Genomic DNA, 26376 nt, shown 5'->3' on the forward strand with positions numbered 1-26376 from the left:
CGACCCCACTCTCACGTTCACATCTCTCACAACTCCTCACAACTTGAGTCTATTCCACTCAACTTTGATTCGCACAGCCGATGTGAGGCCCTGCGGTCGCCGCCGGCTGAACGTCGCCCGCAGCACACCGACCAAGAACACCTGTGCTGCGCAGGTCACCGGCGACATCTGCCGCGTCACCACTACAGTGATGCAGAGAGCGCAGCACCAGTCAGTCGGTCACAGCGCAGCCGCGAAGTCGGCGCAGCCCGACGAGGAAAGGCCCCCATGTCGAGACAGCATGCCCAGTCCGTCAGCTTCGACGAGCTCGTCGGAGACGCCGAAGACGCCCCCACGCGGGAGCGCCGCAGCATCGGCTCGCGCTGGGCGAGCTTCTTCTCGGGCCTGCTTCTGACCCTCGCCGTGCTGGCCTCGCCGCTGGCCATGGGAGGTTGGTGGCTCGAGCACGATCTGCTCGACACCGACGCGTTCGTGGCCCAGAACGCCGATCTGATCAACGACTCGAACGTTCGCGACGCCATCGTGGCGAAAGCGACCAACACGATCAAGGCACGGGTCACCCTGCCCGCCGGGGCACAGGCCGTCATCGGCGACGCGGTGCAGAAAGATCTGCGAGCCGGGATCGACGCCGCCCTCGCCCCGGACACCATGCAGCAGACGTGGCGTGCCCTGCTCTCCGCGTCGCACCAGCAGAACGTCGCGGCCCTGCGCGGCGAGACGACTCCCGCCGACGACTCGTTCACCCTGCAGCTCGGCCCCCTCGTCGACCAGGCACGCACCCAGCTGGCCACGATCAACGCACCGCTGGCCGCCATGCTGCCTGATGCCGACATCACGATGCCCATCGGCCCGACCGGGTCGATCGAGAAGGCCAAGCCCGTCGTGGCGATCGCCGATCAGTACGCCACTCCGCTGATCGCCGGCGTCGTCATCGCATTGGTCGCCGGCGTTGCGCTGGCGGCCGGCGGGCGGATGCGAGCGCTGAGTCGCGTGGCCACGTGGCTGGTGGTCGCGTGTGCGGCGACCTTCGCGCTCGCACGTGCCGGCGCCTGGCTGATGGCGAATCTGCTGCAGCGCCAGCTGGGCGACGCCGCACAGCCGCTCTTCACCAGCGTGACGATGCCGCTGCAGACGCTGGCCACCGTCATCGGCGTGGTCTTCTTAGTGGTTGCCCTGGTCAGCCGAACGATCTTCGTGATCGCTCGACGCCGCCGCGCCTGAGCGTCGCACGGTCGTTCGCGCGCCGATCAGGGCTCGATACCGTCGCAGCATCTGCTCGGTGAGCCGGCTCTGCAGCCAGCGCATGCGATCGACGCCGGTGACGCGCAGCTCACGGCCATCGGCTCGATTCTGTTCGATCGCGGCGACGGCCTCGTCGATCGCTCGCACGAGGTCGGCGGTCGACGTGCCCGCCGTCACCCAGCTCGGCCGTACGTCGACCTCGTCGGCGATCGCACGATCGCAGAACACCACCGGGGTGCCGAGTGCCGAGGCCTCGTACACGGTCATGCCCTGGGTCTCGAACCCCACGGAGGTCTGCAGCAGTGCGTCCGACCGAGCGATCGCGCGCAGCGCCTCAGGATGCGACACAGCGCCGTACAGCCGCACCCGAGAGCTGATGCCCAGTTCGTCGATGCGCCGTCGCACCATCGCTTCGAGCAGCCCGTGACCGTAGACGTGCAGCTCGGCCGAGGCTGCGGCTGCGCGCTCGCTTGCGGCGAACGCCTCGACGGCCTCGACGATGCGCTTCTCGCTGCTCATGCGCCCCAGCCAGACGAGCCGAATCGGCGCAGATTCCTGAGGCTCTGCCCCGGCCTGGGCCTGCGCGATCAGTCGGTCGTCGACGCCCGTCGGCATCACGATCGCTCCCTCGACCCCATGCTCGTGCAGCCGTCGGGCGAAGTGCGCGCTGGGAGAGATCACCACTCGGGCCGCGGCGGTGAGCTCGGCGAGATATCGCCACGCCCCCCGAGCGCGAGGTGACACGGGCAGCGAACGCCCCAGGAGCATCCGCCGCCAGGCACGCAGCGCGACGAACACCAGACCTGCCAGCGGCGTGACTGCGCGCGTGCCGGAGTCGACGTCGTTGTGCAGCGTGTGCACCACCGGCGCGTGCAGCAGTCGTGCGATGCGGTAGCCGATCAGCGCGCCCCAGAAGTCGCCCTGCACGTGCACGACGTCGACCGGCGGAAGCTGGCCAAGGCGCTGCAGCAGAAGACGGTCGATGCGGCGCCCTGGCCAGGACATGCCGTACTCGCCGTCACGGGTGATGCGCATCGAGGGCAGGTCGATGTCATGAACGCGGGGCGGATGCGGCCGGTGCAGACGTGGGGCCACCACCGTGGCGAGATGGCCGGCTTCGGTCAGCGCCGCCTGCTGCTGCCGAATCGACACCTGCGCCCCGCCGAGGGAGTCGGCGTGCTGGTCGGTGACGATGAGCACATGCATGATCAGCGCGGTTCGTTCGATGCATCCGCCGGCTGCGTCTTCGGGCGATGCCCGTGATAGAGCTGTTCGAAGACGTCGAGCGTGCGATCGATGTCGTGCACCCGAACGCCCTGCAGCGAGGCGCGCTGCATGCGCAGACGCTCAGCCTGACTCTGTCGCAGCACGGTGGTGAGCTTGGCCGTGAGGTCTGCGACGTCGCCGGCGCGAAAGAGGTAGCCGTTCTCACCGTCGTGCACCAGATGCGGCAGCGCCATCGCGTCTGCGGCGACGACGGGAAGCCCTGACGCCATGGCCTCCATCGTCGCGATCGACTGCAGTTCGGCGATCGAGGGCATCACGAAGACGCTGCCCTCAGAGAGCACACGGCGCAGGTGCTCGTCGGTCACCCTGCCGTGGAAGACCACGCTGTCGCTCACCCCCAGCACCACTGCCAGCCGCTTCAGACGGTCGAGCTGGTCGCCGCCGCCGACGATGTCGAAGCCCACGTGCAGCTCGGGCGGCAGTGAGGCGAGCGCCCGCAGCGCGACGTCGATCTGCTTCTCTTCGGTGACCCGGCCGACGAACACCAGCCGTTGATCGACACCCGGGTCGTCCGAGACGAGCTGGGGCGAGTAGTCGCTGGCGCGAATGCCGCAGCTGACCGGCAGCACGTCGCGCAGGCCGGTGCACCGCTCGAGGTAGTCGGCGGCCCGCTGCGTCGGCGTCGTCACGAACTGCGCCAGCGCGAAGACTTTGCGGGCCTCACGCCAGACCGCATCGATGAGCTTGCGATCGAGGTTCGCCGGCAGACCGGTGAACTCGACGCCGTTCTCGGGCATGAAGTGGTTGGTGCCGATCACCCTGATGCCCCGGGCGTGCGCCTCGATGGCCAGCCCGCGGCCCACGATGATGAACGACTGAAAGTGCACGACGTCGGGCTTGACCTCGTCGAGCAGCGCACGCGCCCGACGCCTGATCGTGAGCGGCCACACGAAACGCAGCCAGTCGTGTGGGTACCACCGCCACGACGGCCACCGGTGCACCGTCATCGGCACCCCCTCGATGACCTCGGTCGACGTGCCCGCGGTGCGACGGCTGGTGGCCGGGGCGACGATGTGCACGTCGTAGCCGCGCTGTTTGAGCCCCGCAGCCAGCCTCTCAGTGAATCTCGCCGCGCCGTTCACATCGGGTGAGAAGGTGTCGCAGCCGATGAGAATGCGGAGGGGTGGGTCGTGGGGCGTCTGAGTCACGCCCTCAAGAGTACCGAAGAGCGCCGGGACGATCAGCCGACGTGACTCAGCACGGTCGAGAACTCGACGAATCCGTGGTCTTCGACGGCGACGAAGCCGAGATTCGGCGCCTGCACCCCGTAGTCGGCGAACACGATCGGAATCTGCCCGGCGACGCGCACACCGGTGCCGTCAGACGCGACGGTGGCATCCACGGTCACCGACTGTCGAACGCCGTTGATCTCGAGATCGCCATGCAGTCGCACCGACTCCTGCGTGGCACCGCCTGCGTCGGCGATGTCGGCGGGCTGCGTCAGGGTGAACGTCGCTGTCGGATGCTGACTCACGTCGACGGCCTGCGTGCGAAAGTAGCGGTCGCGCGCATCGGCATCGCTCGCGATGGAGCCGACGTCGACGCTGAGCTGCGCTGCCGTGAGCTGCGTCGCCGTGGTCTCGGCCGTGCCGGTGACCTGCTGGGTGCGTCCGGTCACGGTGACGTTCTCGCCTCGCAGCACCTCGTCGAGGCGGTAGCCGGCGTATGACCCCGATGCGACCGACCACTGCCCGGCCGCGACCGGCGAGGCCTGCACGCCTGACGAATCGTTCTGCAGCTCGTCCACCGGACTCTCGGCAGCTGGGGCGACGAATGCCGCCCGATAGACCGACGGGCCCCAGATGAGTGCGGCGGCGGCGAGCACGACGACGACGCCGATCGTCCAGCCCCACACCCGGCGCCGACGTCTGGGACTCGTCTTCGGCTGGCCATCTGCTGAGGCCTCGTCGGATGCCGGAGTCGGTTCATGGGAGGAGGTGGCGGGCATCGTGTGCTCCTTCTGCTCGTCGGGCAGCAGCCTGATCATGTCTCGCTGTCTCAGGCCGCGCATGCACGTTGTTTGTACCTGCAACTTTAGGGCGGCCGGCTGTGCCGCCACTGTGACCTGCGAGGGCGAACCACTGTGACCTGCGGGGCGAGACAGTATCCCTGTCGACCCCTCACAGAGAACGCCCCGCCGCACCGGCATCATGTGATGCCGACGCCACGGGGCGTTCGGATGCGGCCGACTCAGATCAGCAGACGCGCACCGACTTCAGATTCGTGAACTCGCGGATGCCCTCTGCGGCGAGCTCGCGGCCGTAGCCCGACCGTTTCGTGCCGCCGAAGGGCAGCTCCTGGTACGAGATCGTCGAGCTGTTGATCACGACGCTGCCCGCATCGAGCTCGGCGATGAAACGCTGCTGCTCGGCCTCGTCGTTGGTCCACGCCGCGGAGCCCAGACCGAAGGGCGTGTCGTTCGCCAGATCGATCGCCTCGTCGAGGTTCGAGACCTTGTAGACCGATGCCACTGGGCCGAACGCCTCTTCGTAGAACAGACGCGCCTTGGGCGTCAGGTCGGCGATCACCGTGGGCTCGACGAACCAGCCGTCGCCCTCGGGCACGCTGCCGCCGACGAGCACGCTCGCACCGTTGGCTTTGGCATCCTCGATCAGCTCAACCAGGTCTTCGCGCCCCTGCTCGGTCGACACCGGACCGATGTCGGTGGCGGCGTCGAGCGGGTCGCCGAGACGCAGCTTGGAGAACGCGTCGACGAACTTCTCAAGGAACTCATGGTAGACATCGGCGTGCACGATGAAGCGCTTCGCGTTGATGCAGGCCTGGCCGTTGTTCGAGACGCGCGCGGTCACTGCGGTCGCGACCGCCTGGTCGAGATCGGCCGACGGCATGACGACGAAGGGGTCAGAGCCGCCCAGTTCGAGCACGCTCTTCTTGACCTCGTCACTGGCGATGGAGGCGACCGAACGACCCGCAGGCTCGCTGCCGGTCAGCGTGACGGCGGCGACGCGAATGTCACGAATGACCTTCTCGACGCGGCGTGCCCCGATCAGCAGGGTCTGGAAGACGCCCTCGGGAAGACCGGCGCGCAGGAAGAGCTCTTCAAGGTACACCGCGGTCTGCGGAACGTTCGATGCGTGCTTCAGCAGCCCGACATTGCCGGCCATGATGGCCGGAGCCGCGAATCGGATGACCTGCCAAACCGGGTAGTTCCACGGCATCACCGCAAGCACGGGGCCGATCGGCTGAAAGACCGAGAACGCCTGCCTGGCGTCGACGATCGACGGATCGTCGAGCGGTTCGGGGGCGAGGAACCCCTCGGCCTTCTCAGCGTAGAAGCGCAGCGCCTTGGCCGACTTGTGCACCTCGCCGACGGCCTGCGCCAGAGGCTTGCCCATCTCGACGGTGATGGTGCGGCCGAGCGTCTCGGCATCGGCGTCAAGCAGGTCGGCGGCCTTCAGCAGGAACGCCGAGCGCTCTGCGAACGTGGTCTTGCGATGAGCGAGCCAGGCGTCATGCGCGACCTGCAGGCGGCGCTCGAGCTCGGCGTCGTCGATCTCGTCGAACGACTTCTCGACGGCACCCGTGGTGGGGTTGACGGTTGCAATGGACATGTCTGGTGGGCCTCTCTTCTTCTCTGAACAGGTGACGCGGCGTGCGGGTGCTCATGCGACCGTGGCCGTGGATTCCCAGCAAAAGAGTATCGCTGCGATCGACGACCTTCCACCGGGTACGCTCACAGCGCACGGGCGTGGTGCCGGACGACGACCTGACCGGGTCGCCCGGTCACCACGTGTGCGCACAGCGCTGCGGTGTCGAGGCTGCTGTCAGTACCCGACGGTGAAGCGCTGACGGCTGTGCGCCGGGTGCTCGATCTCGTCGACGAAGGCCTGTGCGTAGTCAGCACCCGAGATGAACGAGTGACCGTCGTCGGTGGTGAGCAGCACGTCGCCGCCGAGGCGGAACGTGCCGGTGTGCTCGCCGGGGTTGAACGAACCGTACTCGCCCGAAGGGCTCAGGTAGAACCAGTCGACGTCGTTCGGCTCTGTGCGCAGCAGATCGAGGACCTTCCCGTGGTTGCCGGCCTCCTCTTTGAAGGCGTCCGGGAACTCCGGGGTGTCGAGCACCTTGGGGCCGCCCTCTGAGACGTTCAGCGACCCGGCGCCGCCGACGACGCCCAGACGCTTGCCTGCGGCTGCCACAGCCGCGGTCACCTCGGGAATCGCCTCGATGAGCTTGCGCCCGTCGATCTCGCGTGCCGGCAGCGCCACGACGACCACGTCGCTCGCATCGACTGCGGAGCGCACCACGGACTCGTCGAAGAGCGACCCGGTGCGGTAGTCGACGCCGTCTGTGCGAGCGTCGTCGGCCGGCAGGTGGCGAGAATACGAGATCACGCTGATGCCGCGCGACGCGGCCTCCTTCGCGATGTTTCCGCCGGTGTAGCCGGTTCCGCCGAAGATGCTGATGGTCGTCATGACGAGCCTTTCTGTCAGAAATTGTTGATGCTTCAAGAAATTGAACGGTTCTCCACCCGGGTTATTCCAGACTCTCGCGAACCCTCGGCGGTGCACCGGAGGACGTTCGCCGCCATCACGCACGGCATTCGTGACTATCGTGAAACCGATGAAGCCCTCTCAGCATGCAGTCTCGCGCCACGACGCGAGCGAAACGGTCTGCGGGCGCCACGACGGGCGCGACCGGAGCATCCCCGCACCGCTCACCGAGCTGCCCGATCACATCAGCGTGCGCGGCGCACGCGTGAACAACCTGCGCGACGTCGACGTCGACGTGCCGCTGCACCAGCTGGTCGGCATCGCCGGCGTCTCGGGCTCGGGCAAGTCGTCGCTCGCGCTGGGCGTGCTCTATGCCGAGGGGTCGCGTCGCTATATCGAGGCCCTCTCGACCTATACGCGGCGCCGCATGTCGCAGGCCCCGCGAGCCGCCGTCGACGCGGTCGACCACGTTCCCGCCGCGCTCGCGCTGCGGCAGCGCCCCGGCGTGCCCGGCGTGCGTTCGACCTTCGGCACCTCGAGCGAGCTGCTCAATGTGCTGCGGCTGATGTTCTCGCGTCTGGCCAGCCATGTCTGCCCCAACGGCCACCACGTGCCGCCGACCATCGACGTCGCGGCCGAACGACCGATCGTCTGCCCCGTGTGCGGCGCGACCGTCGAGGCCCCCGGCGCCGAGGCGCTCGCCTTCAACTCGGCCGGAGCGTGCCCGCGCTGCCAGGGCACCGGCGTCGTGCGCGACGTCGACGACGACGCTCTGGTGCCCGACCCCGGCAAGACCCTTGACGAGGGCGCAGTGGTGCCATGGAACATGTTCGGCTTCAACGTGCAGCCTGCGATCGCCCGCGAGTTCGGCGTTCGCACCGATGTGCCCTGGCGCGACCTGACCGACCGCGAGCGCAAGATCGTGCTCACCGGCCCCGAAGAGAAGAAGCACATCACCGTCACCAGCCGCAAAGGCGTGCACGAGCTCGACTTCACCTTTCGCAACGCGCGTCTCACGGTCACCAAAGAGCTGGAACGGGCCGGCGACGAACGCCGCCTCAAACGCGTCGCCCGCTTTCTCACCGAACGCACCTGCCCCGACTGCCACGGCACCCGCCTGAGCGCCGCCGCACGGGCCCCACGCATCGGCCAGCGCAACCTGGCCGATGTCACCGCGATGACGCTGGCCACGGTGCTCGACTGGGCGCCGACCGTGTTCGACACCCTGCCCGACGACATGCAGACCATGGCGCACGGCCTGGTCGACACCTTCGCCGAGATGGCGCAGCGCCTGATGCAGCTGGGCCTCGGCTACCTCACGCTCGACCGGGCGGCGTCGACGCTCTCGACCGGCGAGCGCCAGCGCGTGCAGCTGGCTCGTGCCGTGCGCAATCGCACCACCGGCGTGCTGTACGTGCTCGACGAGCCGTCGATCGGGCTGCATCCCGCCAACGTCGAGGGTCTCGTCGGCGTGATGCACGATCTGCTCGCCGACGGCAACTCGGTGGTGTTCGTCGATCACGACGTGCAGGTGCTTCGCGAAGCCTCGCAGCTGATCGAGATCGGGCCGGGCTCGGGCCGAGAGGGCGGTCGTGTGATCGCACAGGGCAGCGTCGACGATCTGGTCGCCTCGCAGCACCCCGAGGCGACGACGACGGATGCCGCAGGCGGCGCGCATGACGACGACCAGCCGATCGGGCGTGGGTCTCGGCTCGCCGGCTTTCTGACCGGCGCCGAGCCGGTCGTCGTGCGCGAGCGACCGGCCGCCGACGACGTCTTCGCCCTCGGCGCCATCGAGATGGCCACTGAGGCGGTCCACACCGTGCATCCCCTCCAGGTGCGCATTCCGCGCGGGCGACTCACGGCCGTCACCGGGGTCTCGGGGTCGGGAAAGACGACGCTGGTGCTCGAGTCGCTGGTGCCGGCGATCGCGGCCTCGGCCGCCGGAACCAGACTGCCGGCGCATGTGCGCGCGATCTCGGCGCCGGGCATCGCCACCGCACACGTCGTCGACGCGACGCCGATCGGCATCAACGTGCGCTCGACCGTGGCCACCTATTCCGGGGTGATGGACGAGCTGCGCAAGGCCTACGCCGCCACCGAGCGGGCGCAGGCGGACGGCCGCACCGCATCCGACTTCTCGTACAACACCGGCTCACTCGCCTGCCCGCGATGCGAGGGCACCGGTCAGGTGTCACTCGACGTGCAGTTTCTGCCCGACATCGACATCCCCTGCCCCGACTGCCACGGGTCGCGCTTCGCTTCGGCCGCCGACGGCTACCTGATCGACGGGCAGTCGCTGCCGCACCTCTTGGGTCTCACCATTCGCGAGGCCATCACGACGGTGACGAGTCTGCCGAAGGTCACCCGGCGACTGCGGGCGTTCGACGACCTCGGCCTGGGCTACCTCACGCTGGGCGAGGCGACGCCGGCGCTCTCGGGCGGCGAGGCGCAGCGGCTCAAGCTCGTCAACCAGCTGCACCGCGACCAGTCAGACGCCGTGTTCGTGCTCGACGAGCCGAGCGTCGGCCTGCACCCGCTCGACGTGCGCACACTGCTGCACGTGCTCGATCGGCTCACCGCGCGCGGAGCGACGGTGATCGTGATCGAGCACGACCTCGACATGATCGCCAACGCCGACTATCTGGTCGACATGGGGCCCGGTGGCGGTGCCGCCGGCGGACGCATCGTCGCCTGCGGCACCGCCGACCAGGTCGCACACGACCCCGATTCGCTCACCGGCCGCTACCTCAGCCGGCATCTGACGCCGCAGTCCGGCAGGGTATCGTGAGGTGTCATGAACGACTTCTCCGCCATGTCTCAGCAGTCGCTCGAGCTGCTGCAGCGCCTCGTCCGCAACGCAGCCGTCAACGACGGCACTCCTGATTCGGGCCAGGAGCTCACCAGTGTGCGCACGCTGCAGGCCTTTCTGCGCGACGCGCTCGAACAGCCCGGCGTGGTCAGCGAGATCGTCGAGCCGCATGCCGGTCGCGCCTCGCTCATCGCGCGCATTCCCGGGCGCGACCCGAACGCACGGTCGCTGTGTCTGCTGGGTCACATCGACGTCGTGCCGGCCGATGCCGAACACTGGAGGCACGACCCGTTCGGCGGCGAGCTCATCGACGGCGAGGTCTGGGGCCGCGGAACCATAGACATGCTCACACTGACGGCTGCGATGGCCACCGTGTTCCGGCACGCCGCCGACCCGCAGCACCGCCCTGAAGGCGACCTCGTGCTCGCTGCCGTCGCCGATGAGGAGTCCGGAGGCAGGTACGGAGCCGAATGGATCAGCGAGCATCGTCCCGACCTGCTGCGCACCGACGAGGCGCTCACAGAGCAGGGCGGCGTGCTGCTGCGACCCGAAAGCGCGACCTCAGGCATCACCGTCGGCATCGGAGAGAAAGGCCAGGCCGCACGCCGTCTGGTCGTCACGGGCGTGCCCGGTCATGGCTCGGTGCCGTGGGGGTCGCGCAACGCCGCCGGGATCGCCGCCGAGATCGTGCTCGAACTGCTGCAGAACCCGGCACCTCCGGTGGTGCAGCCGCACTGGGTGAGTCTCGTGCACGCACTGCAGCTCGACGCCGACCTCACCGAGCGTCTTCTCGACCCGGCAAGACTCGACGGGGCGCTGCCTGCGCTCGGCCCGCTCGCACCGCTCGGGCACGCGCTCACTCGTGTGACGGTGTCGCCGAACATCGTGCGCGCAGGAGAGAAACACAATGTGATTCCGGGCACTGCGACGGTCGATCTCGACATCCGTGTGCTGCCGGGCCAGACGCCCGAAGACGTCGACGGTCTGCTCGAACGGCTGCTCAAGCCGTGGTCTGACTGTGTGCGCATCACCGGCGATCAGTTCTCACCGGGCAACATCACGCCGACCGACACCGCCATGTACGCGCGCATTCTCAAGGTGTTTCGACACCACTACCCGGATGCCGTGCCTGCTTCGGTCATCGGGCCGGGTGGCAGCGACGGCCGTTTTCTGCGTCCGATGGGCACGAACGTCTATGGATTCGGCCTCTTCTCAAAACAGATCGACGTCGCGGAGTTCCGGCGTCGTCTGCACGGCAACGACGAACGCGTCGACGTCGAGTCTGTTCGTCTGACGACGACAGCGCTGGCCGAACTGGTCTTTGACCGGTACTGACTGCTGCGTGACGGTCTTGATGCTGTTCTTCTGTCGGGGGCTATGCCCCAAACCGGGTGCCAGTGCGACGTCTCTGGTCACGCTGACACCCGGTTCACAGCAGCAGAGCGTTCAGTCTTCTGGCTGCTCGACGAGATCGATAACTCGTTCGTATTCCTCTTTGGCCTTCTCGAGTTTCTTCTCGGCCTCAGCGACCGCACGCTTCTTCAGTCGAGTCGCCTCTGCCTTCAGTTTCGCAGCCGCTGCGTTCGCTTCTTTGCTGCGTTCTTTCAGCTCGTCTGCCTGAGCGCGAGCCACGCGGAACTCTTCGAGAACAACTTCATAAGTGCGATCAGGATTTGCGGGTCGGCGTGCCATTATCGGCCTTTCATTCGTCACATGTTCTGATGGGGGAATCAGACTACTGACATGATACGAGAATCGCTGACTGCTGCGTCAATTCGACCGAAGTCTCTCAGGTAATAGGCCTGTCGGTCAGCCTTCGCCGAACTCTCCCGGAGTCATATTCCGCACGATGATATCTGCCGCGCTCTGCGGCTGTTCCCGAGCGAGAAAGGCGTCTTCCTGTGCCCGCCAATGCGTCCAATACGGGGCGTAGAGGTCTGCGTCTCGGCGCAGCGCTCTGCGCCGACGCAGCTCGGCCGGGGCCTCCACCCAGATCGCCAGATCCGCACACGATCTCGACCGTGCCGTCAGCGCGCCGACGCCCTCGAGAATGAGCGGGGCGCCCGCTGGCACCTGATGCCACTCCCCGGGCGCATCACGCTCCCAGTCCCAAGCCCGCCAGCGACCGTCCCGCCCGCGCCGTCTCGGCTGCAGCAGCTGCTCCAGCACGTGTTCGCTCCCCCGCTGCAGGCCTGACCAGCCCGGATAGATGTCGTCGAGATGCACGAGCCGCACCCTCGTGTCGTTCAGTCGGTGCTGCCAAGCCTGCTGCAGACGCGCCGAGATCGACGACTTGCCGCTGCCCGAGCGCCCGTCGACGAGCACCGTCCGCGCATCCTGCGCGACGAGCCAGTCACCGATCTCGCGGCAGTCCGCCGTCAGCGCAGGCAAATGATCCACGCACCACAGCGTACTGCGTCGCGCTCACGCCTCGCGGGTGATGTGCACCGAGACGAACAGGTGCGATGCGCCCTCGCCCGAGTAGACGCCGCGCAGCGGAGGCACGTCGCCGTAATCGCGTCCGCGCCCCACCTGCACATGCCGGTCGGTGATCTCGGTGTGGTTGGTCGGGTCGTAGCCGTGCCAGTCGCCGTCCCACCACTCCAGCCACGCGTGCGACTCGCCTGCGACCTCGTCGCCGATGGCCGCATCCGGGCTCGGATGCAGATAACCGGAGACATACCGAGCCGGGATGCCCACTGCGCGCAGTGCGCCCAACGCGATGTGCGCGATGTCCTGGCAGACCCCCTTGCGTTTGTCCCATGCCTGAGCCGCGCTCGTGGTCACGGCCGTCACACCCTGCACGTATTCGATCGACTCGCCGACCGCGCTGAGGATGCTGGCTGCGGCCTCAGCGGGAGTCTTGGTCTGCTCGACGGCTCGCCTGGCCAGCCGGGCCACCTCTGCCGGCGGTCGGGTGCGACCGGTCTGCTGCAGCTGCTCGCTGAGCGCGATCGTGTCGTTGCGGTGATCGGCGAGCTGCTCCCAAGTGGCCCCACCTGGCCCGTCGGAGTGCGGTCTCACCTCGACCAGACTGGTTGCGACCAGGGTCAGCTCGTCGTGGGGAACCAGCACGTCGAAGCTCGACACCTTGGTGCCGAAATAGTCGACGTAGCCGAACTGCGACGTGGCCTGAGAGACGGTCAGGTCGGAGCTGATCACCAGCTGCGACCTGCCGCTCGCCGGCAGCATGCGCGCCTCGTTGTACGAGGCGAAGGCCGGGCCGTCATAGGTGTAGCCGGTGCGATGTTCGATGCGCAGACGCTTCATACGTTCTCTCCGATCCAGGTCGGATCCGGGTTGACTGGGAAGAACCGGTCGCGAATGCCCTCGGCGGCCTCTTGCACTGCCGACTGCACTGTGGCCATGTATCGCGGCAGGTCGTCCTGCAGCGTCTCGATGGGCGCATACTCCAGCTGGCTGCGCACGCGACCGAGCACCCGCAGGGAGTCGACGCCGACCGAGATTCGCGACTGCATCGGATCGAGCCCGCGCAGGCAGTCGACGGCACGGTTGAGCGAGTAAGTCATCGACCGCGGAAAGAGCAGATCGAGCAGCAGGAACTCGATCGCGTGGCGGCTGCTGGCCCGCCCGCGATAGGTGTGCTGGAATGCCTCGAACCCGCCGCACGAGCGCAGGATGGTCGACCAAGACGGCCCGCTGGCCTCCGTCAGCGAGCGGGTCGCGAGCAGGCGCGCCGTCATGTCGACGTGCTCGAGGCAGCGTCCCAGCGTGATCAGTCGCCAGGCGTCATCACGGCTGATGTTCGAGTCGATGATGCCGAAGACCAGCGCCGCACGTTCGCGCACCAGTCTGAAGTACTCGTGCGACCGTTCCTGCTGCACCTGCCGGGGCAGGCGTTTGACCGTCATGTTCAGCGCTTCCCAGAGCTCGCTCGGCAGCACGTCACGTGCACCACGGGCGTTCTCTCGCGCCGCCCACAGCGACGTCGCGATCGACGAGGGCTGCGTACGATCCGTGCCGAGCAGCCGCAGCACGTCGGCGCGGCAGAGGCGACTGAACGTCTTGGGTGCACTGCCCATCACTCCGAGCAGCGCCTCGCACGCGTTCGACTCCTCGACCCATGGGTCTTCGAGCAGCAGCTGCAGGTGCACGTCGAGCAGACGTGCGGTGCCGTCGGACCGTTCGACGTACCGGCCGATCCAGAACAGGCTCTCAGCGATTCGCGACAGCATGACGCACCTCCCCGTGTTTGTGCGCATCCCGGCTCTGCTGCTGCTCCTGCTCCTGCTGGCGGCGCAGATCCGGCGCGTTGCGCGGGCCCTGGTCGGGCCCGATCAGACTGCCGGTGCCGCCGGATGCGACCGCACCGCCGAGCTTCAGCAGATCGTTGGCCGGGGCGTCGATCTGGTCGTCGTGCACGAGTTCGTCGGCGAGTGACGATCGGGCGGGTGCTCCGAGCACCCAGGTGTCTTTCGACCCGCCGCCCTGAGACGAGTTCACCACGAGCTGTCCCTCGGGCAGCGCGACGCGAGTCAGCCCGCCGGGCAGCACCCAGACGTCCTCGCCATCGTTGACGGCGAAGGGGCGCAGGTCGACGTGCCGAGGGCGGATGCCGTCTTCGACCACGCTGGGAATCGTCGACAGCATCACCACCGGCTGCGCGATCCACCCGCGAGGATCTTTCCTCAGACGCCGGCGCAGCTGATCGAGCTCGTCACGGCTCGCCTGGGGGCCGAGCACGATGCCTTTGCCGCCCGACCCGTCGACCGGCTTCACGACGAGTTCGTCCAGCCGATCGAGCACCTCTTCGAGCTGCACCGGGTCTTCGAGTCGCCACGTCGGCACGTTGGGGATGACCGGCTCTTCGTGCAGGTAGTAGCGAATGAGATCGGGGACGTAGGTGTACATCAGTTTGTCGTCGGCCACGCCGTTGCCGACGGCGTTGGCGATCGTGACGTGCCCCAAGCGAGCCGCCAGCATGATCCCCGGCGAGCCGAGCAGCGAGTCGGCCCGAAAGTTCAGCGGGTCGATGAACTCGTCGTCCGTGCGCCGATAGATCACGTCGACGCGCTCCGGGCCGCCGGTGGTGCGCATGTACACGCGGCCGCCGGTGCAGAACAGGTCACGACCCTCGACCAGCTCGACGCCCATGCGTCGCGCCAGCAGGGTGTGCTCGTAATACGCCGAGTTGTGCATGCCCGGGGTCAGCACGACCACGGTGGGATCCTCCACGTCAGCGGGTGCCGCAGCGCGAAGGGCCGCGAGCAGGCGAGAGGGATACTCCGTGACGGGTCGCACCGTCTGGGTTCCGAAGAGCTCGGGCAGCGACTGGGCCATCACGCTGCGGTTCGACATCACGTAGCTGACCCCGCTGGGCACTCGCACATTGTCTTCGAGCACGCGCAGCGTGCCTGCGGCATCACGGATCAGGTCGATGCCGGCGACCTGGATGCGCACCCCGTTGGCCGGCCGGATGCCAGCCGCCTGCCGATGAAAGTGTTTCGACGATGCCACGATGTGCGAGGGGATGACCTGATCCCGAATGGCGTTCTGCGGCCCGTAGACGTCGTCGAGCAGCGCCTCGAGTGCGCGCACGCGCTGAGCGATGCCAGCCTCGACATGCCGCCACTCGGCGTCTTCGATGATGCGTGGAATCGGGTCGATCGGAAAGGGACGCTCCTCACCGGCGAAGTCGAAAGTGACGCCTTGAGTGAGGTACGAGTTCGCGAGCGCGTCGATGCGTGCGCTCAGCTCTCGACGCGGCATGCCTTCGAGCACGCTGAGCACTCGATCGTACCCGTCACGCACCTGCACACTGGTTCCCGGCGTGCCCGGCAGCACTGAGAACATCTCGTCCCAAGCGTCAGATCCGAACGGATGCCGTGCCGCAGCTGTGTGATACCCGGCGAACAGATCGCTCATCTGTCTCCCCTCCTGCAGAGCCGAGCGGCTGAGACGAGGGGATCGGATGTCGTCGGTTCTGCGAACACTGAGCAGTCTCTCAGTCTCAGGTGTCGGGAATGTTACACGCGCAGTGCCTTCGCCGGGTCTGTCGCAGAGAGCGACGGGCGGGCCACGGTCGCAGAAGACCGCAGCCCGCCCGTCGAAGCGTGAGGTGGCTCAGGAGACGAGCCACAACGAGCCGTCGTTCAGACAGCCCGCCAGACCGATCACTCCTGCGTCGGGGCCTCGACAGAGGCCTTCGCCGCATCGCCAGCGACCGCCGCCCCAGACTCATCGGCCGAAGTCGAGACCTGGATCTTCCGAGGCTTCGCCTTCTCACTCACCGGGATCGTCAGCGTGAGCACCCCATTGCTGTAGTCGGCCGTGATGTGCTCGACGTCGAGTCCGTCGCCGAGAGTCAGCTGCCGCAGATAGGTGCCTGCGGGGCGCTCCTGCGCGATCCACTGCACCTCCTCGCTGCGGTGTGCCTTGCGCTCGGCTCGAATCGACAGCTGCTGACCGTCGAGGTCGATGTCGATTGAATCGGGTTCTACGCCCGGAATGTCTGCCAACAGCACATAGTGGTCACCCTTGCGATACAGGTCGATCGGCATGCCTTTGGGGCCTCGCTGTGCGCTCGACACCAGACGATCAATCTCGCGGAACGGGTCGAAAACCATGGCCATGATGCTTCATCCTCTCGTCAATGTCTGTGATTCGGTGCCCGGCACTCGCCGGGTCATCGACACGATCATGCGGTGCGACCGCCTCTTGACGGCTGCATCTGTATCAACGTCGCGTCATCGACATTATTCCAAACTTGAGTGTGATTCGCTCAACTCTCTGACAGGCGGCATCGCCCCGGGTGCCGCGGCTAGTCTTGGAGCATGACTGCAACCTCCGATTCTGCTGGCGAACGCCACGTCGAGATCGAGCGCAAGTTCGACGTTCCAGGTGCCGCGACCCTGCCCGACCTGACCAAGATCGGCATCGTCGTGCATGCGGTCACCGCTGATCCTGCGCATCTCGACGCCACCTATTACGACACCCCGTCGCTCATGCTGATACAGGCCAAAGTGGCGCTGCGCCGCCGCACCGGCGGCCACGATGCCGGCTGGCACGTGAAGACGACCGGTGAGCACGGGCGCATCGAGCGGCACTGGCCCATAGACTCGGCCGCCCCCGACGAGATTCCTGTCGGCGCACTGCGTCTGGTAGAGGCCTGGGCCAAGCCCGACGAGCTGGCTCCGGTCGCACGCATCGAGACCACACGCACGGCCACCGAGCTGAGTGACGCCGAACGACGACCGCTCGCCGAGATCGCCGACGACGAAGTGCGCACCACCGACCTGCGCGACGGATCGGTGCGACAGTGGCATGAGTGGGAGGCCGAGCTCGACGAACGCCTCGACGACACTCCCGGCAGCTTCGGTGCACTGCTGCTGCAGGCCGTCTCCGATCGTCTGGTCGAGGCCGGAGCCCGCCCCTCGTCGGCCGTGGCGAAGCTGCAGCGCGCGCTCGGCCTCGACCGGGGAGCACAGGCGACGGCGGCGCAGACCGTCGCGCACATCGCGCAGGGGCTGGCCGCCGAGCTCGACTCGCGCCTCGACGACGCGATCGCCGACCGACCCGACGGCGTGCATCAGGCTCGAATCGTCATCCGCCGGTTGCGCAGTCTGCTCGACGTCTACGGTGTCTTCGTCGACCCGGCGATCGTTCGGGCAACCCGCCGCCACCTCAAACGTCTCGGCGACGATCTCGGTGCCGCCCGCGACGCCGAAGTGCGTGCCCGCGACGCCGAGCAGCAGGTGCTGCAGCTGCAGGGTGTGCCCGCGGCGAGGCGTCTGGTCGGCCGTCTGTCAGAACCGGCATGGCGGCTCTACGCCGTGGAGCACGCTCGGCTCACTGCCGATCTCACCGACGAACGTCGCAACGACATCGCCGAGCAGCTTCGGCGTCTGGCCGATCCCAAAGCGGCCTCACCCGAGGGCCAGACGGATGCCGTACCCGCGCTGCGTGCACAGCTCGCAGAGGCAGTCGCTTCGTTCGTCGCAGACGACCACGGTTTGGTCGAGGTCTGGGATCGACTCCCACCCACGGGAGCCGGGGTGCGCGCACGCCTGCGATTCGAGCACGCCCTGCACGAGGTGCGCAAAGACGCCCGTCGCATCCGGTATGCGGCCGAGGCGATCTCGCTCGGGCTCGCCGACACCCCGGTGCGGGTGCTGGAGCGCACAGATGCGAAGCGCCTGACGAAGGCGGCGAAACGACTGCAGGATCTGCTCGGCGACCACCGCGACGACGCGCTCTTCGCCGACCACGTGCTGCATGTGGCCGCCGACGACGAACGAGCACGCAAGACACAGCGTGCCGCACTTCCCTACTATCTGCTCGCTCTGCGCGCCCGTGAACGCGGGGCCGAAGCGCTCGGCCGCTACGGCGAGGCCCGAGACGAGCTGCTCGCCTCAGCGAACGCCGCGCTCGACGACTGATCCCGACCAGGCTCGACGGTCAGGCAGTCACAACCGGAATCAGGCCTGCGCCTCCACCGGCCGCAGCTGATGCAGCGCAATGGTCACGATCTGCGCCGGGCGCAGCGTGCCCATCTCAAGCACGCGGGAGTGATCGATGCGCTGGCCGACGCCCGATGGCGATGTGTCCTCAGTATCCTTCCCCGAGTCGGCAGACTGGGCTGCGGCGACGCGGCCTGCCCGCGGCATCCCAGAGCTGCTGCTCAGAGAGGATCGCCAGCCGCTCCGGTGCGGCACTCGCACGCCGATCGCTCGATCAGTGGCCGGGTTCACCAGTACCACGTCGCAGCTCGCCGCTCCCTGCGTGCTGAACTGAACCGGGGCGGGCAGCACCACGACATCCGGATCGATCTGAGCGACCTCGAGCAGATCGTCGAAGGCGCGCATCTGCGTCACCAGCGCGGAATACCAGTCGTCGAGCTCGGCGACATCGTCGGCCGCGAACTCGCCCGAGGTCTCGATGCCTCGGTGGGCGCCGCTGAGCCGATCGATGTCGGCGCGGATGGCGATTCTGGCGCTGGCCGTCGCATCGGCCGCGACCTCACCGCTTTGTCGACGTGCCCCGTGGGTCTCGGAACTCCTCGCAAGACGCAGCCACGCGGCGCCGAGATGCGTGTTCATACGATGAAAAGCCATCTCGGCGAGCGCCGTCATCACTTCGGCGTCAGATGCTTCGAGGGTATGGCTCAGCTGCCGCATGAGCACGTCTCCCACTGTCTCGAACCACCCTTGGTACGCGGTCTGCAGCGTCTTCACGCGCGCACGCAGCACTCCTTCCGGCTGCCCGTCGAGAGCTTGGCACAGCACTTCTCCCCACGCGCATGAGAACGTTCGCGCCGGCAGCATGATCGTGTCTGTCTCGCTGCCGCGACGCTGCGGCACACGGTATGGCGTCTGGTAGACGCGAGCGAACTCTTGAATCTGCATGGGGTCCTCCCTGTCGTGACGATGGTGGCCATTTCACAGTGTGATCGGTTCAGCTGGCCTCCGGCTGATGCCGAGCTGTGAGTTCCTCGACTTCGATCATCAGACTGTCGCAGACCACCCGCGGCGGGCCGACCGACGTCAGCAGGCGACTGCCGGTGCACCCGAACAGAGGCGGCGTTCTTCGAGTCAACGGCACCGCTGGCTGGCTCCGCTGGCTGGCTCGCACGAGAGGTGCTGGCTGCCCCACAAGAGAGAGACAGAGACGACACAGCAGTCGAAGACCCACCGGACAGGGTGCGCCGCAACACTGGGAATCACCAGCCCAGCGGCACTCGTCGGTCACCGGCCGACACGCCTTGAGATGAAGGAGCAACCTTGACCACCCCGACGACGAACAACCGGCTCGGCGACGTAGACGGCGCCGAATCGCGTTCGACCCCACCCACCGCACCCGAGACCGGACAGCCGACCTCGCAGTCGAGATCGAAGGTCGGAAGGTGGCTCACCGGCGGGCTGACCGCTGTGATCCTCATCGGCCTCGGATTCCTCGGAGGCACGGTCTTCGCTCAGGGGGCCTCCACCTCAGCCGGTTCGATACAGCAGGGGCCTGGCGGAACCGGCGGACAGGGAGCCCCAATGGGTGCATCCGATGGCGAGGCCGCATCCGGCGGCATGCTCAGCGGGCTGACCAGCGGCACGATCACCGGAGTCTCAGACGGGACCATCACGATCAAGACGCAGTCTGGCGAAACGACCACGATCAACACCGGATCAGGCACTTCAGTGACCACCACGCAGCAGGGCTCTGTCTCGGATCTGGCCGTCGGAGACTCGATCCGCGTCCAAGGCGAGGAGTCGAACGGCTCGATCATGGCTCAGTCGATCACCGAAGGCGATGACGCTGCGGACACGCCGATGGCTGGGACACAGAGCGGTCCGGGGCAAGGCGCGCCCGGTCCGCAGCAGAACTCGCAGAGCACTACGAACTGATCGTTCCTCCTGAGTCCTGCCTTCCGCAAGCAAGTCGGAGGCACATCCTCTCTCATCTTCGCCAGAAGGCCTCTCGACCGGCAATCGCGCACGCTGGGTGGTCTCCGGCGATGGAACGCGTCGAACGGTCCACCGGCGGAAGCGGCACAATAGAGAATATGAGTCCGTCTTCGCCCTCCCCAGATTCGACCCCCGTCGACCCGACACCGACCGGCGAGATTCTGCTCGAGCCGATCCATCTGATCGAGAAGTCGAACGCGATCATGCGGCTGGGACGGATGATGCTGCAGGCGAGCTCGAGCTCGTTCCGCGTCAAGCAGGCCATGTCACGCGCCGCCCAGGCGTTGGGCATGACCTCACTGCACACGCAGATCACCGCCACAGAGATCGTCTGCACGTTCTTTCGCGGCGCCATCTTTCGCACGCGTGTCGCTGAGGCACGAGTGGGCGGGGTCGACGCCGATCGCATCGTCGAGTTGGAGCGACTCTCACATCACATGCCGCAGGGCATGCTGGCAGAGGAGCTGAACCGGCGTCTCGACGTCATCGAGAAGAGGCCTCGACACTATCCGACGTGGCTGACGCTGATCGCCGCGATAATGGCCTGCTCGGGGTTCGCGTTTCTGAACAACGGCGGGTGGCAGGAGTGCGTCGGAGTCGCGCTGTCCGTGTCGATCGCACAGTGGCTGCGCGTGACGCTGGTGAAGCTGCGCATCAACCAGCTCGCGATGTATGCGGTCTGCGGCCTCATCGCCAGTCTCTGCTACGTGCTGTTCACAGGCATCCTGTCGGCGGTGAGCGGGCACGTGAGCCCGCTGCACGATGCCGGCTTCACCTCGGCGCTGCTGCTGCTCGTGCCGGGCTTTCCGCTGGTGACCGCGACCCTCGATCTGGCTCGGCTCGATCTCAACTCGGCGATCGGCCGCCTCACGTTCGCCGGGCTGGTGCTGATGTCGGTGTCGTTCGGCGCGTGGGCGGTCGCCATGATGTTCGATCTGCAGCCGACTGCTGCGCCGACTCCCTCGACCTGGCCGGTCTGGATCGTCATCGCATCACGACTCGTCGCCGGCTTCGTCGCCGTCACAGGATTCGCGATGATGTTCAACACCCCGTTCAGGCTCGCTCTGAGCGCAGCCTGGATCGGCGCGGTCGCGAACGTGTTCCGTCTGACGACGGGCGACATGGGCTGGCCGCCGCAGGTGTCGACGGTCGTGGCCGCCCTGCTCGTGGGGCTGCTCGCCTACATGATCGCTTCGCGTCTGGAGGCCCCACGCATCACGCTGACCGTGCCCGCGGTGCTCATCATGGTGCCGGGCTCCAGCGCCTATCGCGCCCTGGTGTATCTGAACCAGGGCGATATCGTGCAGGCCGGCGGCTATGGCGTGCAGGCGCTCGCGACCATCGTGTCGCTGGCCGTCGGGCTGACCATCGCGCGCATGCTCACCGAGCGCGAGTGGTCGTTCGACGCCCTGCGCGGGTGAGGATGCACTGTCAGGCCTCTGACGGCGGCTTCCGGCCGTTCTGACGGACCGGCCGCCATACGACGAGTTCGCCGCCCGTCGCCTGGACGCGACGGCGACCTTGGTCGAGCGTGACGATTTCACCGGCGATGCCGGCGGCGAACGTGCGCGCACCGGGGCGGTAGATGAGTGCATCGTCAAGAGCGGCCTCGAGCTCGGCCACACGGCTCTGCAGCCTGTGCACCTGGTTCTCGAGATCGATCATGCGGCGAATGCCCTCTAGGCTCACGCCAGCGTTCGAGAGACGCTGCACCTCTCGCAGCTGCACAATGTCACGCAGCGAGTACCGACGGGAGCGACCCGCAGTGCGCTGCGGCTGCACCAGACCGATTCGGTCGTACTGCCGCAGCGTCTGCGGGTGCATGCCCGCCAGCTGTGCGGCCGCCGAGATGCTGAACAGATGCTCCGTCTCATCCATCATGGCGACTCACCTGCTCTCTTACTTCTCTTTGGCCTGCGCGTAGAGCTCTGCGCGCGGGTCGGCGTCACCGATCGCCTCGGTGAGGTCGTCCAATGCCTTCTTTGCCGCGCTGTCGAGCTTGCTCGGCACCACGATCTGGACTTCTGCCAGCAGATCGCCGGTGTGCCGACCTGCCTTGACGCCCTTGCCTTTGACTCGCAGCACGCGGCCCGAAGGGGTGCCCGGGCGAATCTTCACCTTGACCGGTTCGCCGTCGTAGGTCGGCACCTGAACGGTTGCGCCCAGCGCCGCCTCGGCGAACGTCACCGGCAGCTCGACCCGCAGGTCGTCGCCGTCGCGTTTGAACACCGGGTGGGAGCCCACGTGCACACGCACGATCAAATCGCCAGCCGGACCGCCGTTCTGACCGGGCTCGCCTTTGCCGCGAACCTTGATCTTCTGACCGTCTCGAACTCCGGCCGGAACCTTCGTCTTGACCCGCTTGCCCTGCGGCGATGCCAACGACACCGTCGCGCCATGCACCGCTTGGGCAAAGGTCAGCTGCGCACGAGCCTCGACGTCACGACCACGCTGCGGCGCAGCGCGGTATCCCTGACCGCCGAACCCTCCGGCGCCGGCTCCGCCTCCGAACAGCCCGCCGAAGAGGTCCTCGTAGCCCGCACCTGCGCCGCCGGGCTGTCCCCCGGTCTGAAAGCGCACTCGCTGACCGCCGGGTGCCCCGGCACCTTGGCCGAACAGCCCGCCGAAGAGATCCTCGAACCCCTGACCGCCCTGGCCGCCGGCGCCCGCGGTGAAGCGCGCACCTCCGCCCATGGCCCGCAGCGCGTCATACTCCTTGCGCTGCTTGGGGTCAGAGAGCACCGAATACGCTTCGCTGATCTCTTTGAACTTGTTCTCTGCCGCAGCGTCGCCCGGGTTCGCATCGGGGTGATACTTGCGCGCCAGCTTGCGGTATTCCTTCTTCAGATCGGCGTCGGAGATGTCTTTTGACACTCCCAGCACGGCGTAGAAGTCCTTCTCAAGCCAATCCTGACTCGCCATGCCTCTCGCCTCCTTCTGTCGTCTTCATGTATCGAGCGCCCCGTGACGGAAGGGATCCAGAGAGGATCCGCATCCCGCCACGGGGCGCGCTGCCCGTCGGGCGCATTCTCATGCGGCCGATCACTCAGCAGGTGCCAGCACGACCACTTTGGCCGCGCGCAGCAGTGTGTCGCCCAGCTTGTAGCCGGGTTCGACGACCTCACCGATGACCAGCGCATCGACATCGGGGCTGGGCTGCTGCAGCACAGCCTCATGCTGGTTCGGATCGAACGGCTCGCCCTTCGCTCCGAAGCGCTCGATGCCGAGCCCCTCGCCGACGGCCCTCAGCTTCGACGCGATGGTCGCGAACGCCGTGCCCTCTGCGAGATCGCCGGCTTTCTCAGCCCGGTCGAGGTCGTCGAAGATCGGGAACAGCCGTTTGGCCGCATCGCCGACCGCACGCTCGCGATCACGAATCTGCTGGGCCTCGGTGCGCTGGCGGTAGTTCTTGTACTCCGCCGCCAGACGCTGCAGCTCGTCCAACAGTTTGTCCTCGCGTGAGGCCTCGCCGTCAGCGTCTGCCGCGGTGCCCTCGGCGCTCACGCCGGCATCCGCCTGATCATGCTCGCCTGCAGCCTGGTCAGCCTCGCCGGTGGGCCGGCCGGGGGCGGCGGATGCTGTGTCAGCACCCTGCGCGCCCTCGGCCTGCTGCCCGTTCGGCTGGGCGTCTGGCTGCTGGCTCGTCGGCTGGGCCCCGTCGTCAGGAAGCCCTGACTCGTTCGGAGTGCCAGCCACGTTGTTGTCAGCCATGGTGAATCGCCTTACTTCTTGTCGTCATCGTCGTCGACGACTTCTGCGTCGACCACGTCGTCGTCATCGCCCGACTTGCCGTCTGCCTTGGCCTCGCCGTCAGCAGCGCCAGCGGCGCTCTCTTCCTGCGCGGTCTTGTAGATCTCCTGGCCGAGCTTGACCTGCGACTCGTTCAGCTTGTCGAACGCAGCCTTCACTGCGTCGTCGTCCGAACCCTCAAGTGCCTTCTTGACGGCCTCGACATCAGCGGTGACCTCGGTCTTGACCTCGTCAGAGAGCTTGTCCTCGTTCTCTTTGATGAGCTTCTCGATCGAGTAGGCCAGCTGCTCGGCGTTGTTGCGCACCTCAGCGGCGTCGCGACGCTTCTTGTCTTCGGCCTCGTTGTCCTTGGCCTCCTTGACCATGCGGTCGATGTCCTCCTGCGAAAGGCCGGAGCCACCCTGAATGGTGATCTCCTGCTCTTTGCCGGTGCCCTTGTCCTTAGCCGAGACCTTCACGATGCCGTTGGCGTCGATGTCGAAGGTGACCTCGACCTGCGGCACACCGCGCGGAGCCGGTGCGATACCGGTCAGCTCGAAGGTGCCGAGGCTCTTGTTGTCACGGGTGAACTCACGCTCACCCTGGAACACCTGGATGGCGACCGACGGCTGGTTGTCCTCAGCCGTGGTGAACGTCTCGCTGCGCTTGGTCGGGATGGCCGTGTTGCGCTCGATCAGCTTGGTGAAGATGCCGCCCTTGGTCTCGATGCCGAGGCTCAGTGGGGTGACGTCGATCAGCAGCACGTCTTTGCGCTCGCCCTTCAGCACGCCGGCCTGGATGGCTGCGCCGACTGCGACGACCTCGTCAGGGTTGACGCCCTTGTTCGGCTCTTTGCCGCCGGTGAGCTTCTTGACCTCTTCGACGACTGCCGGGATACGAGTCGAACCGCCGACGAGCACCACGTGGTCGAGATCCGAGACCTTGACGCCGGCCTCTTTGATCACGTCGGTGAACGGCTTGGCCGTGCGCTGCACGAGATCTGCGGTCAGCTCTTCGAACTTCGCGCGAGTGATGGTCTCGTCGAGGTTGGCCGGGCCGCTCTCTGTCAGTGACAGGTACGGCAGCTGCACGTGGGCGGTCGTCTGGCTCGACAGCTCTTTCTTCGCCTGCTCGGCGGCCTCTTTCAGACGCTGCAGAGCGATCTTGTCGCCCGAGACGTCGACGCCGGTGGCCTCTTTGAACTTCTTGATGAGGTACTCGACGAGGCGCTGATCCCAGTCGTCACCACCGAGGTGGTTGTCGCCCGAGGTGGCCCGCACCTGAATGGTCGAGAAGTCGTCATCCTTGCCGACCTCCAGAAGCGAGACGTCGAACGTGCCGCCACCGAGGTCGAACACGAGGATGAGCTCGTCTTCTTTGCCCTTGTCGAGGCCGTATGCCAGAGCAGCCGCAGTCGGCTCGTTGATGATGCGCAGCACGTTCAGGCCTGCGATCTCACCGGCCTCTTTGGTGGCCTGGCGCTGGGCGTCGTTGAAGTACGCAGGCACGGTGATGACCGCGTCGGTGACCTTGTCGCCCAAGTAGCTCTCGGCGTCGGTCTTCAGCTTCTGCAGAATGCGAGCCGAGATCTCCTGCGGAGTGAACTTCTTGCCGTCGATGTCATCAGTCTTCCAATCGGTGCCGATGTGGCGCTTCACCGATGCGATGGTGCGGTCAACGTTCGTCACCGCCTGGCGCTTTGCGGTCTCGCCGACGAGCACCTCCCCGTCTTTGGCGAATGCGACCACTGATGGAGTGGTGCGGAAGCCCTCAGCATTCGCGATGACTGTGGGTTCGCCGCCTTCCAGAACCGCGACGACCGAGTTGGTAGTGCCGAGGTCGATTCCTACTGCACGTGACATTGTGTGTCCTTTCTGCTCGGCGAACCGAGCCACGCATGCACGGGCTCTGCACCCGCGCAATATAAGTCTTCTTCGATGACCTCCAGGTCATTCGCACATCAGCTTCTGATGCACACCCTTGAGTCATCTACGCTCAAGGTTACACAACGGCATCCGCTAGTCAAGCTATTCCCGAAATGTTGAGCAAAGTTCACTCAAGTTTCATAGGTCTTCGAAATCAGACGGGCCCGGAACGAACCCGACCATCCTCTCAGCGGTGGTCCTCACCCGCTCTCTCCGCGCATCCGCCGACAGCTCGAGCACCCGGCGGCCCACCAGCTCACCCGGCCAGCCAGGCCAACCAACCCATCTCTGCGGCCGCGCGACTCCGCCGCATGCACGCGGTTCCGCCGCACTGTACACATTTCCGCCCAAATCACCCCAATGTCGACGGAACCGTGCACATCTGAGCGGAACCGTGCACACCCGGGTCGAACTGTGCACGCCCGACACCTCCCAACTTGCGCCCCTCCCACAGTCACGGCCACACACCCCACGCCCGAGCCCACACCCCACAGCCACAGCCACACCCAGTT

General features: G+C 66.9%; 22 protein-coding genes. 6 read left to right on the forward strand and 16 right to left on the reverse strand.

Annotated elements, in window-relative coordinates:
• The first annotated feature begins 267 nt into the window (after positions 1-267).
• Positions 268-1221, forward strand: a complete 954-nt coding sequence (locus F8O09_RS05840) for a hypothetical protein (RefSeq protein WP_158054251.1) — start codon at positions 268-270, stop codon at positions 1219-1221.
• Here F8O09_RS05840 and F8O09_RS05845 read toward each other — a convergent pair.
• From F8O09_RS05845 to F8O09_RS05865, 5 genes are all read right to left on the reverse strand, one after another.
• The gene (locus F8O09_RS05845) at positions 1162-2448 is read right to left on the reverse strand and encodes a glycosyltransferase (protein ID WP_158054252.1); all 1287 of its coding nucleotides are present in this window, start codon (positions 2446-2448) and stop codon (positions 1162-1164) included. The genes F8O09_RS05840 and F8O09_RS05845 overlap by 60 nt on opposite strands.
• A 2-nt stretch (positions 2449-2450) precedes the next feature.
• Positions 2451-3677 carry a glycosyltransferase gene (locus F8O09_RS05850; protein ID WP_192497574.1) on the reverse strand — a complete coding sequence of 409 codons (1227 nt, stop codon included), beginning with the start codon at positions 3675-3677 and terminating at the stop codon, positions 2451-2453.
• A gap of 32 nt (positions 3678-3709) precedes the next feature.
• A complete protein-coding gene (locus F8O09_RS05855) occupies positions 3710-4540 on the reverse strand; it encodes a YceI family protein (protein WP_225732884.1) in 831 nt (276 codons plus the stop codon).
• 184 nt (positions 4541-4724) lie between these two features.
• Positions 4725-6101: an aldehyde dehydrogenase family protein gene (locus F8O09_RS05860; protein WP_158054254.1), complete on the reverse strand. Its 1377-nt coding sequence runs from the start codon at positions 6099-6101 to the stop codon at positions 4725-4727.
• Between the two features lie 213 nt (positions 6102-6314).
• On the reverse strand, positions 6315-6965 hold the full coding sequence (locus tag F8O09_RS05865) for an NAD(P)-dependent oxidoreductase (RefSeq protein WP_158030660.1): 651 nt from the start codon (positions 6963-6965) through the stop codon (positions 6315-6317).
• Positions 6966-7113: 148 nt separating this feature from the next.
• On the opposite strand from F8O09_RS05865, the gene F8O09_RS05870 reads away from it, so the two are divergent.
• Both F8O09_RS05870 and F8O09_RS05875 read left to right on the forward strand, forming a co-directional pair.
• Positions 7114-9774, forward strand: coding sequence for an excinuclease ABC subunit UvrA (locus F8O09_RS05870; RefSeq protein ID WP_192497575.1), 2661 nt, complete (start codon positions 7114-7116; stop codon positions 9772-9774).
• Between the two features lie 6 nt (positions 9775-9780).
• Positions 9781-11130, forward strand: a complete 1350-nt coding sequence (locus F8O09_RS05875; protein WP_158054255.1) for a M20/M25/M40 family metallo-hydrolase — start codon at positions 9781-9783, stop codon at positions 11128-11130.
• 111 nt (positions 11131-11241) lie between these two features.
• On the opposite strand, the gene F8O09_RS05880 is transcribed toward F8O09_RS05875, so the two are convergent.
• The 6 genes from F8O09_RS05880 to F8O09_RS05905 all read right to left on the reverse strand — a co-directional run bounded on the left by F8O09_RS05880 (position 11242) and on the right by F8O09_RS05905 (position 16388).
• The gene (locus F8O09_RS05880; protein WP_158030657.1) at positions 11242-11487 is read right to left on the reverse strand and encodes a hypothetical protein; all 246 of its coding nucleotides are present in this window, start codon (positions 11485-11487) and stop codon (positions 11242-11244) included.
• Positions 11488-11604: 117 nt separating this feature from the next.
• Entirely contained in the window at positions 11605-12195 is a 591-nt protein-coding gene (locus F8O09_RS05885) for a hypothetical protein (protein WP_225732885.1), read from the reverse strand.
• A gap of 24 nt (positions 12196-12219) precedes the next feature.
• A complete protein-coding gene (locus tag F8O09_RS05890; RefSeq protein ID WP_158054257.1) occupies positions 12220-13065 on the reverse strand; it encodes a transglutaminase family protein in 846 nt (281 codons plus the stop codon).
• On the reverse strand, positions 13062-13991 hold the full coding sequence (locus tag F8O09_RS05895; protein ID WP_158030655.1) for an alpha-E domain-containing protein: 930 nt from the start codon (positions 13989-13991) through the stop codon (positions 13062-13064). Before F8O09_RS05895 ends, F8O09_RS05890 begins: the two co-directional genes overlap by 4 nt.
• Positions 13972-15681: a circularly permuted type 2 ATP-grasp protein gene (locus F8O09_RS05900; protein WP_158054258.1), complete on the reverse strand. Its 1710-nt coding sequence runs from the start codon at positions 15679-15681 to the stop codon at positions 13972-13974. Before F8O09_RS05900 ends, F8O09_RS05895 begins: the two co-directional genes overlap by 20 nt.
• 248 nt (positions 15682-15929) lie before the next feature.
• Positions 15930-16388, reverse strand: coding sequence for an Hsp20/alpha crystallin family protein (locus F8O09_RS05905; protein WP_158054259.1), 459 nt, complete (start codon positions 16386-16388; stop codon positions 15930-15932).
• 201 nt (positions 16389-16589) lie between these two features.
• On the opposite strand from F8O09_RS05905, the gene F8O09_RS05910 reads away from it, so the two are divergent.
• Positions 16590-18194, forward strand: coding sequence for a CYTH and CHAD domain-containing protein (locus F8O09_RS05910; protein ID WP_158054260.1), 1605 nt, complete (start codon positions 16590-16592; stop codon positions 18192-18194).
• Between the two features lie 39 nt (positions 18195-18233).
• On the opposite strand, the gene F8O09_RS05915 is transcribed toward F8O09_RS05910, so the two are convergent.
• Entirely contained in the window at positions 18234-19160 is a 927-nt protein-coding gene (locus tag F8O09_RS05915) for a hypothetical protein (RefSeq protein WP_158054261.1), read from the reverse strand.
• A 375-nt stretch (positions 19161-19535) separates the two neighbouring features.
• Here F8O09_RS05915 and F8O09_RS05920 point away from each other — a divergent pair, with 375 nt between their 5' ends.
• The gene (locus F8O09_RS05920; RefSeq protein ID WP_158054262.1) at positions 19536-20150 is read left to right on the forward strand and encodes a DUF5666 domain-containing protein; all 615 of its coding nucleotides are present in this window, start codon (positions 19536-19538) and stop codon (positions 20148-20150) included.
• Between the two features lie 158 nt (positions 20151-20308).
• Positions 20309-21631, forward strand: coding sequence for a threonine/serine ThrE exporter family protein (locus F8O09_RS05925; protein WP_158038560.1), 1323 nt, complete (start codon positions 20309-20311; stop codon positions 21629-21631).
• A gap of 10 nt (positions 21632-21641) precedes the next feature.
• On the opposite strand, the gene F8O09_RS05930 is transcribed toward F8O09_RS05925, so the two are convergent.
• The 4 genes from F8O09_RS05930 to dnaK all read right to left on the reverse strand — a co-directional run bounded on the left by F8O09_RS05930 (position 21642) and on the right by dnaK (position 25801).
• Entirely contained in the window at positions 21642-22088 is a 447-nt protein-coding gene (locus F8O09_RS05930; RefSeq protein WP_158031754.1) for a heat shock protein transcriptional repressor HspR, read from the reverse strand.
• A 21-nt stretch (positions 22089-22109) separates the two neighbouring features.
• A complete protein-coding gene (locus tag F8O09_RS05935; protein WP_158030648.1) occupies positions 22110-23132 on the reverse strand; it encodes a DnaJ C-terminal domain-containing protein in 1023 nt (340 codons plus the stop codon).
• Positions 23133-23252: 120 nt separating this feature from the next.
• Entirely contained in the window at positions 23253-23921 is a 669-nt protein-coding gene (locus tag F8O09_RS05940; protein WP_158054264.1) for a nucleotide exchange factor GrpE, read from the reverse strand.
• 11 nt (positions 23922-23932) lie between these two features.
• Positions 23933-25801, reverse strand: coding sequence for a molecular chaperone DnaK (dnaK, locus tag F8O09_RS05945; RefSeq protein ID WP_158030646.1), 1869 nt, complete (start codon positions 25799-25801; stop codon positions 23933-23935).
• Between the last annotated feature and the right edge of the window lie 575 nt (positions 25802-26376).

It is taken from the genome of Pseudoclavibacter sp. CFCC 11306, assembly GCF_008831235.1.
In the GTDB taxonomy this organism is placed as follows: Bacteria; Actinomycetota; Actinomycetes; order Actinomycetales; family Microbacteriaceae; genus Pseudoclavibacter_A.

Coding starts and splice junctions, on each gene's coding strand:
- F8O09_RS05925 (WP_158038560.1), top strand. CDS start 20,309: ATGAGTCCGTCTTCGCCCTCCCCAGATTCGACCCCCGTCGACCCGACA.
- F8O09_RS05865 (WP_158030660.1), bottom strand. CDS start 6,965: ATGACGACCATCAGCATCTTCGGCGGAACCGGCTACACCGGCGGAAAC.
- F8O09_RS05855 (WP_225732884.1), bottom strand. CDS start 4,540: ATGCGCGGCCTGAGACAGCGAGACATGATCAGGCTGCTGCCCGACGAG.
- F8O09_RS05860 (WP_158054254.1), bottom strand. CDS start 6,101: ATGTCCATTGCAACCGTCAACCCCACCACGGGTGCCGTCGAGAAGTCG.
- F8O09_RS05840 (WP_158054251.1), top strand. CDS start 268: ATGTCGAGACAGCATGCCCAGTCCGTCAGCTTCGACGAGCTCGTCGGA.
- F8O09_RS05935 (WP_158030648.1), bottom strand. CDS start 23,132: ATGGCGAGTCAGGATTGGCTTGAGAAGGACTTCTACGCCGTGCTGGGA.
- F8O09_RS05890 (WP_158054257.1), bottom strand. CDS start 13,065: ATGAAGCGTCTGCGCATCGAACATCGCACCGGCTACACCTATGACGGC.
- F8O09_RS05875 (WP_158054255.1), top strand. CDS start 9,781: ATGAACGACTTCTCCGCCATGTCTCAGCAGTCGCTCGAGCTGCTGCAG.
- F8O09_RS05915 (WP_158054261.1), bottom strand. CDS start 19,160: ATGCAGATTCAAGAGTTCGCTCGCGTCTACCAGACGCCATACCGTGTG.
- dnaK (WP_158030646.1), bottom strand. CDS start 25,801: ATGTCACGTGCAGTAGGAATCGACCTCGGCACTACCAACTCGGTCGTC.
- F8O09_RS05940 (WP_158054264.1), bottom strand. CDS start 23,921: ATGGCTGACAACAACGTGGCTGGCACTCCGAACGAGTCAGGGCTTCCT.
- F8O09_RS05910 (WP_158054260.1), top strand. CDS start 16,590: ATGACTGCAACCTCCGATTCTGCTGGCGAACGCCACGTCGAGATCGAG.
- F8O09_RS05930 (WP_158031754.1), bottom strand. CDS start 22,088: ATGGATGAGACGGAGCATCTGTTCAGCATCTCGGCGGCCGCACAGCTG.
- F8O09_RS05900 (WP_158054258.1), bottom strand. CDS start 15,681: ATGAGCGATCTGTTCGCCGGGTATCACACAGCTGCGGCACGGCATCCG.
- F8O09_RS05895 (WP_158030655.1), bottom strand. CDS start 13,991: ATGCTGTCGCGAATCGCTGAGAGCCTGTTCTGGATCGGCCGGTACGTC.
- F8O09_RS05845 (WP_158054252.1), bottom strand. CDS start 2,448: ATGCATGTGCTCATCGTCACCGACCAGCACGCCGACTCCCTCGGCGGG.
- F8O09_RS05880 (WP_158030657.1), bottom strand. CDS start 11,487: ATGGCACGCCGACCCGCAAATCCTGATCGCACTTATGAAGTTGTTCTC.
- F8O09_RS05905 (WP_158054259.1), bottom strand. CDS start 16,388: ATGGCCATGGTTTTCGACCCGTTCCGCGAGATTGATCGTCTGGTGTCG.
- F8O09_RS05870 (WP_192497575.1), top strand. CDS start 7,114: ATGAAGCCCTCTCAGCATGCAGTCTCGCGCCACGACGCGAGCGAAACG.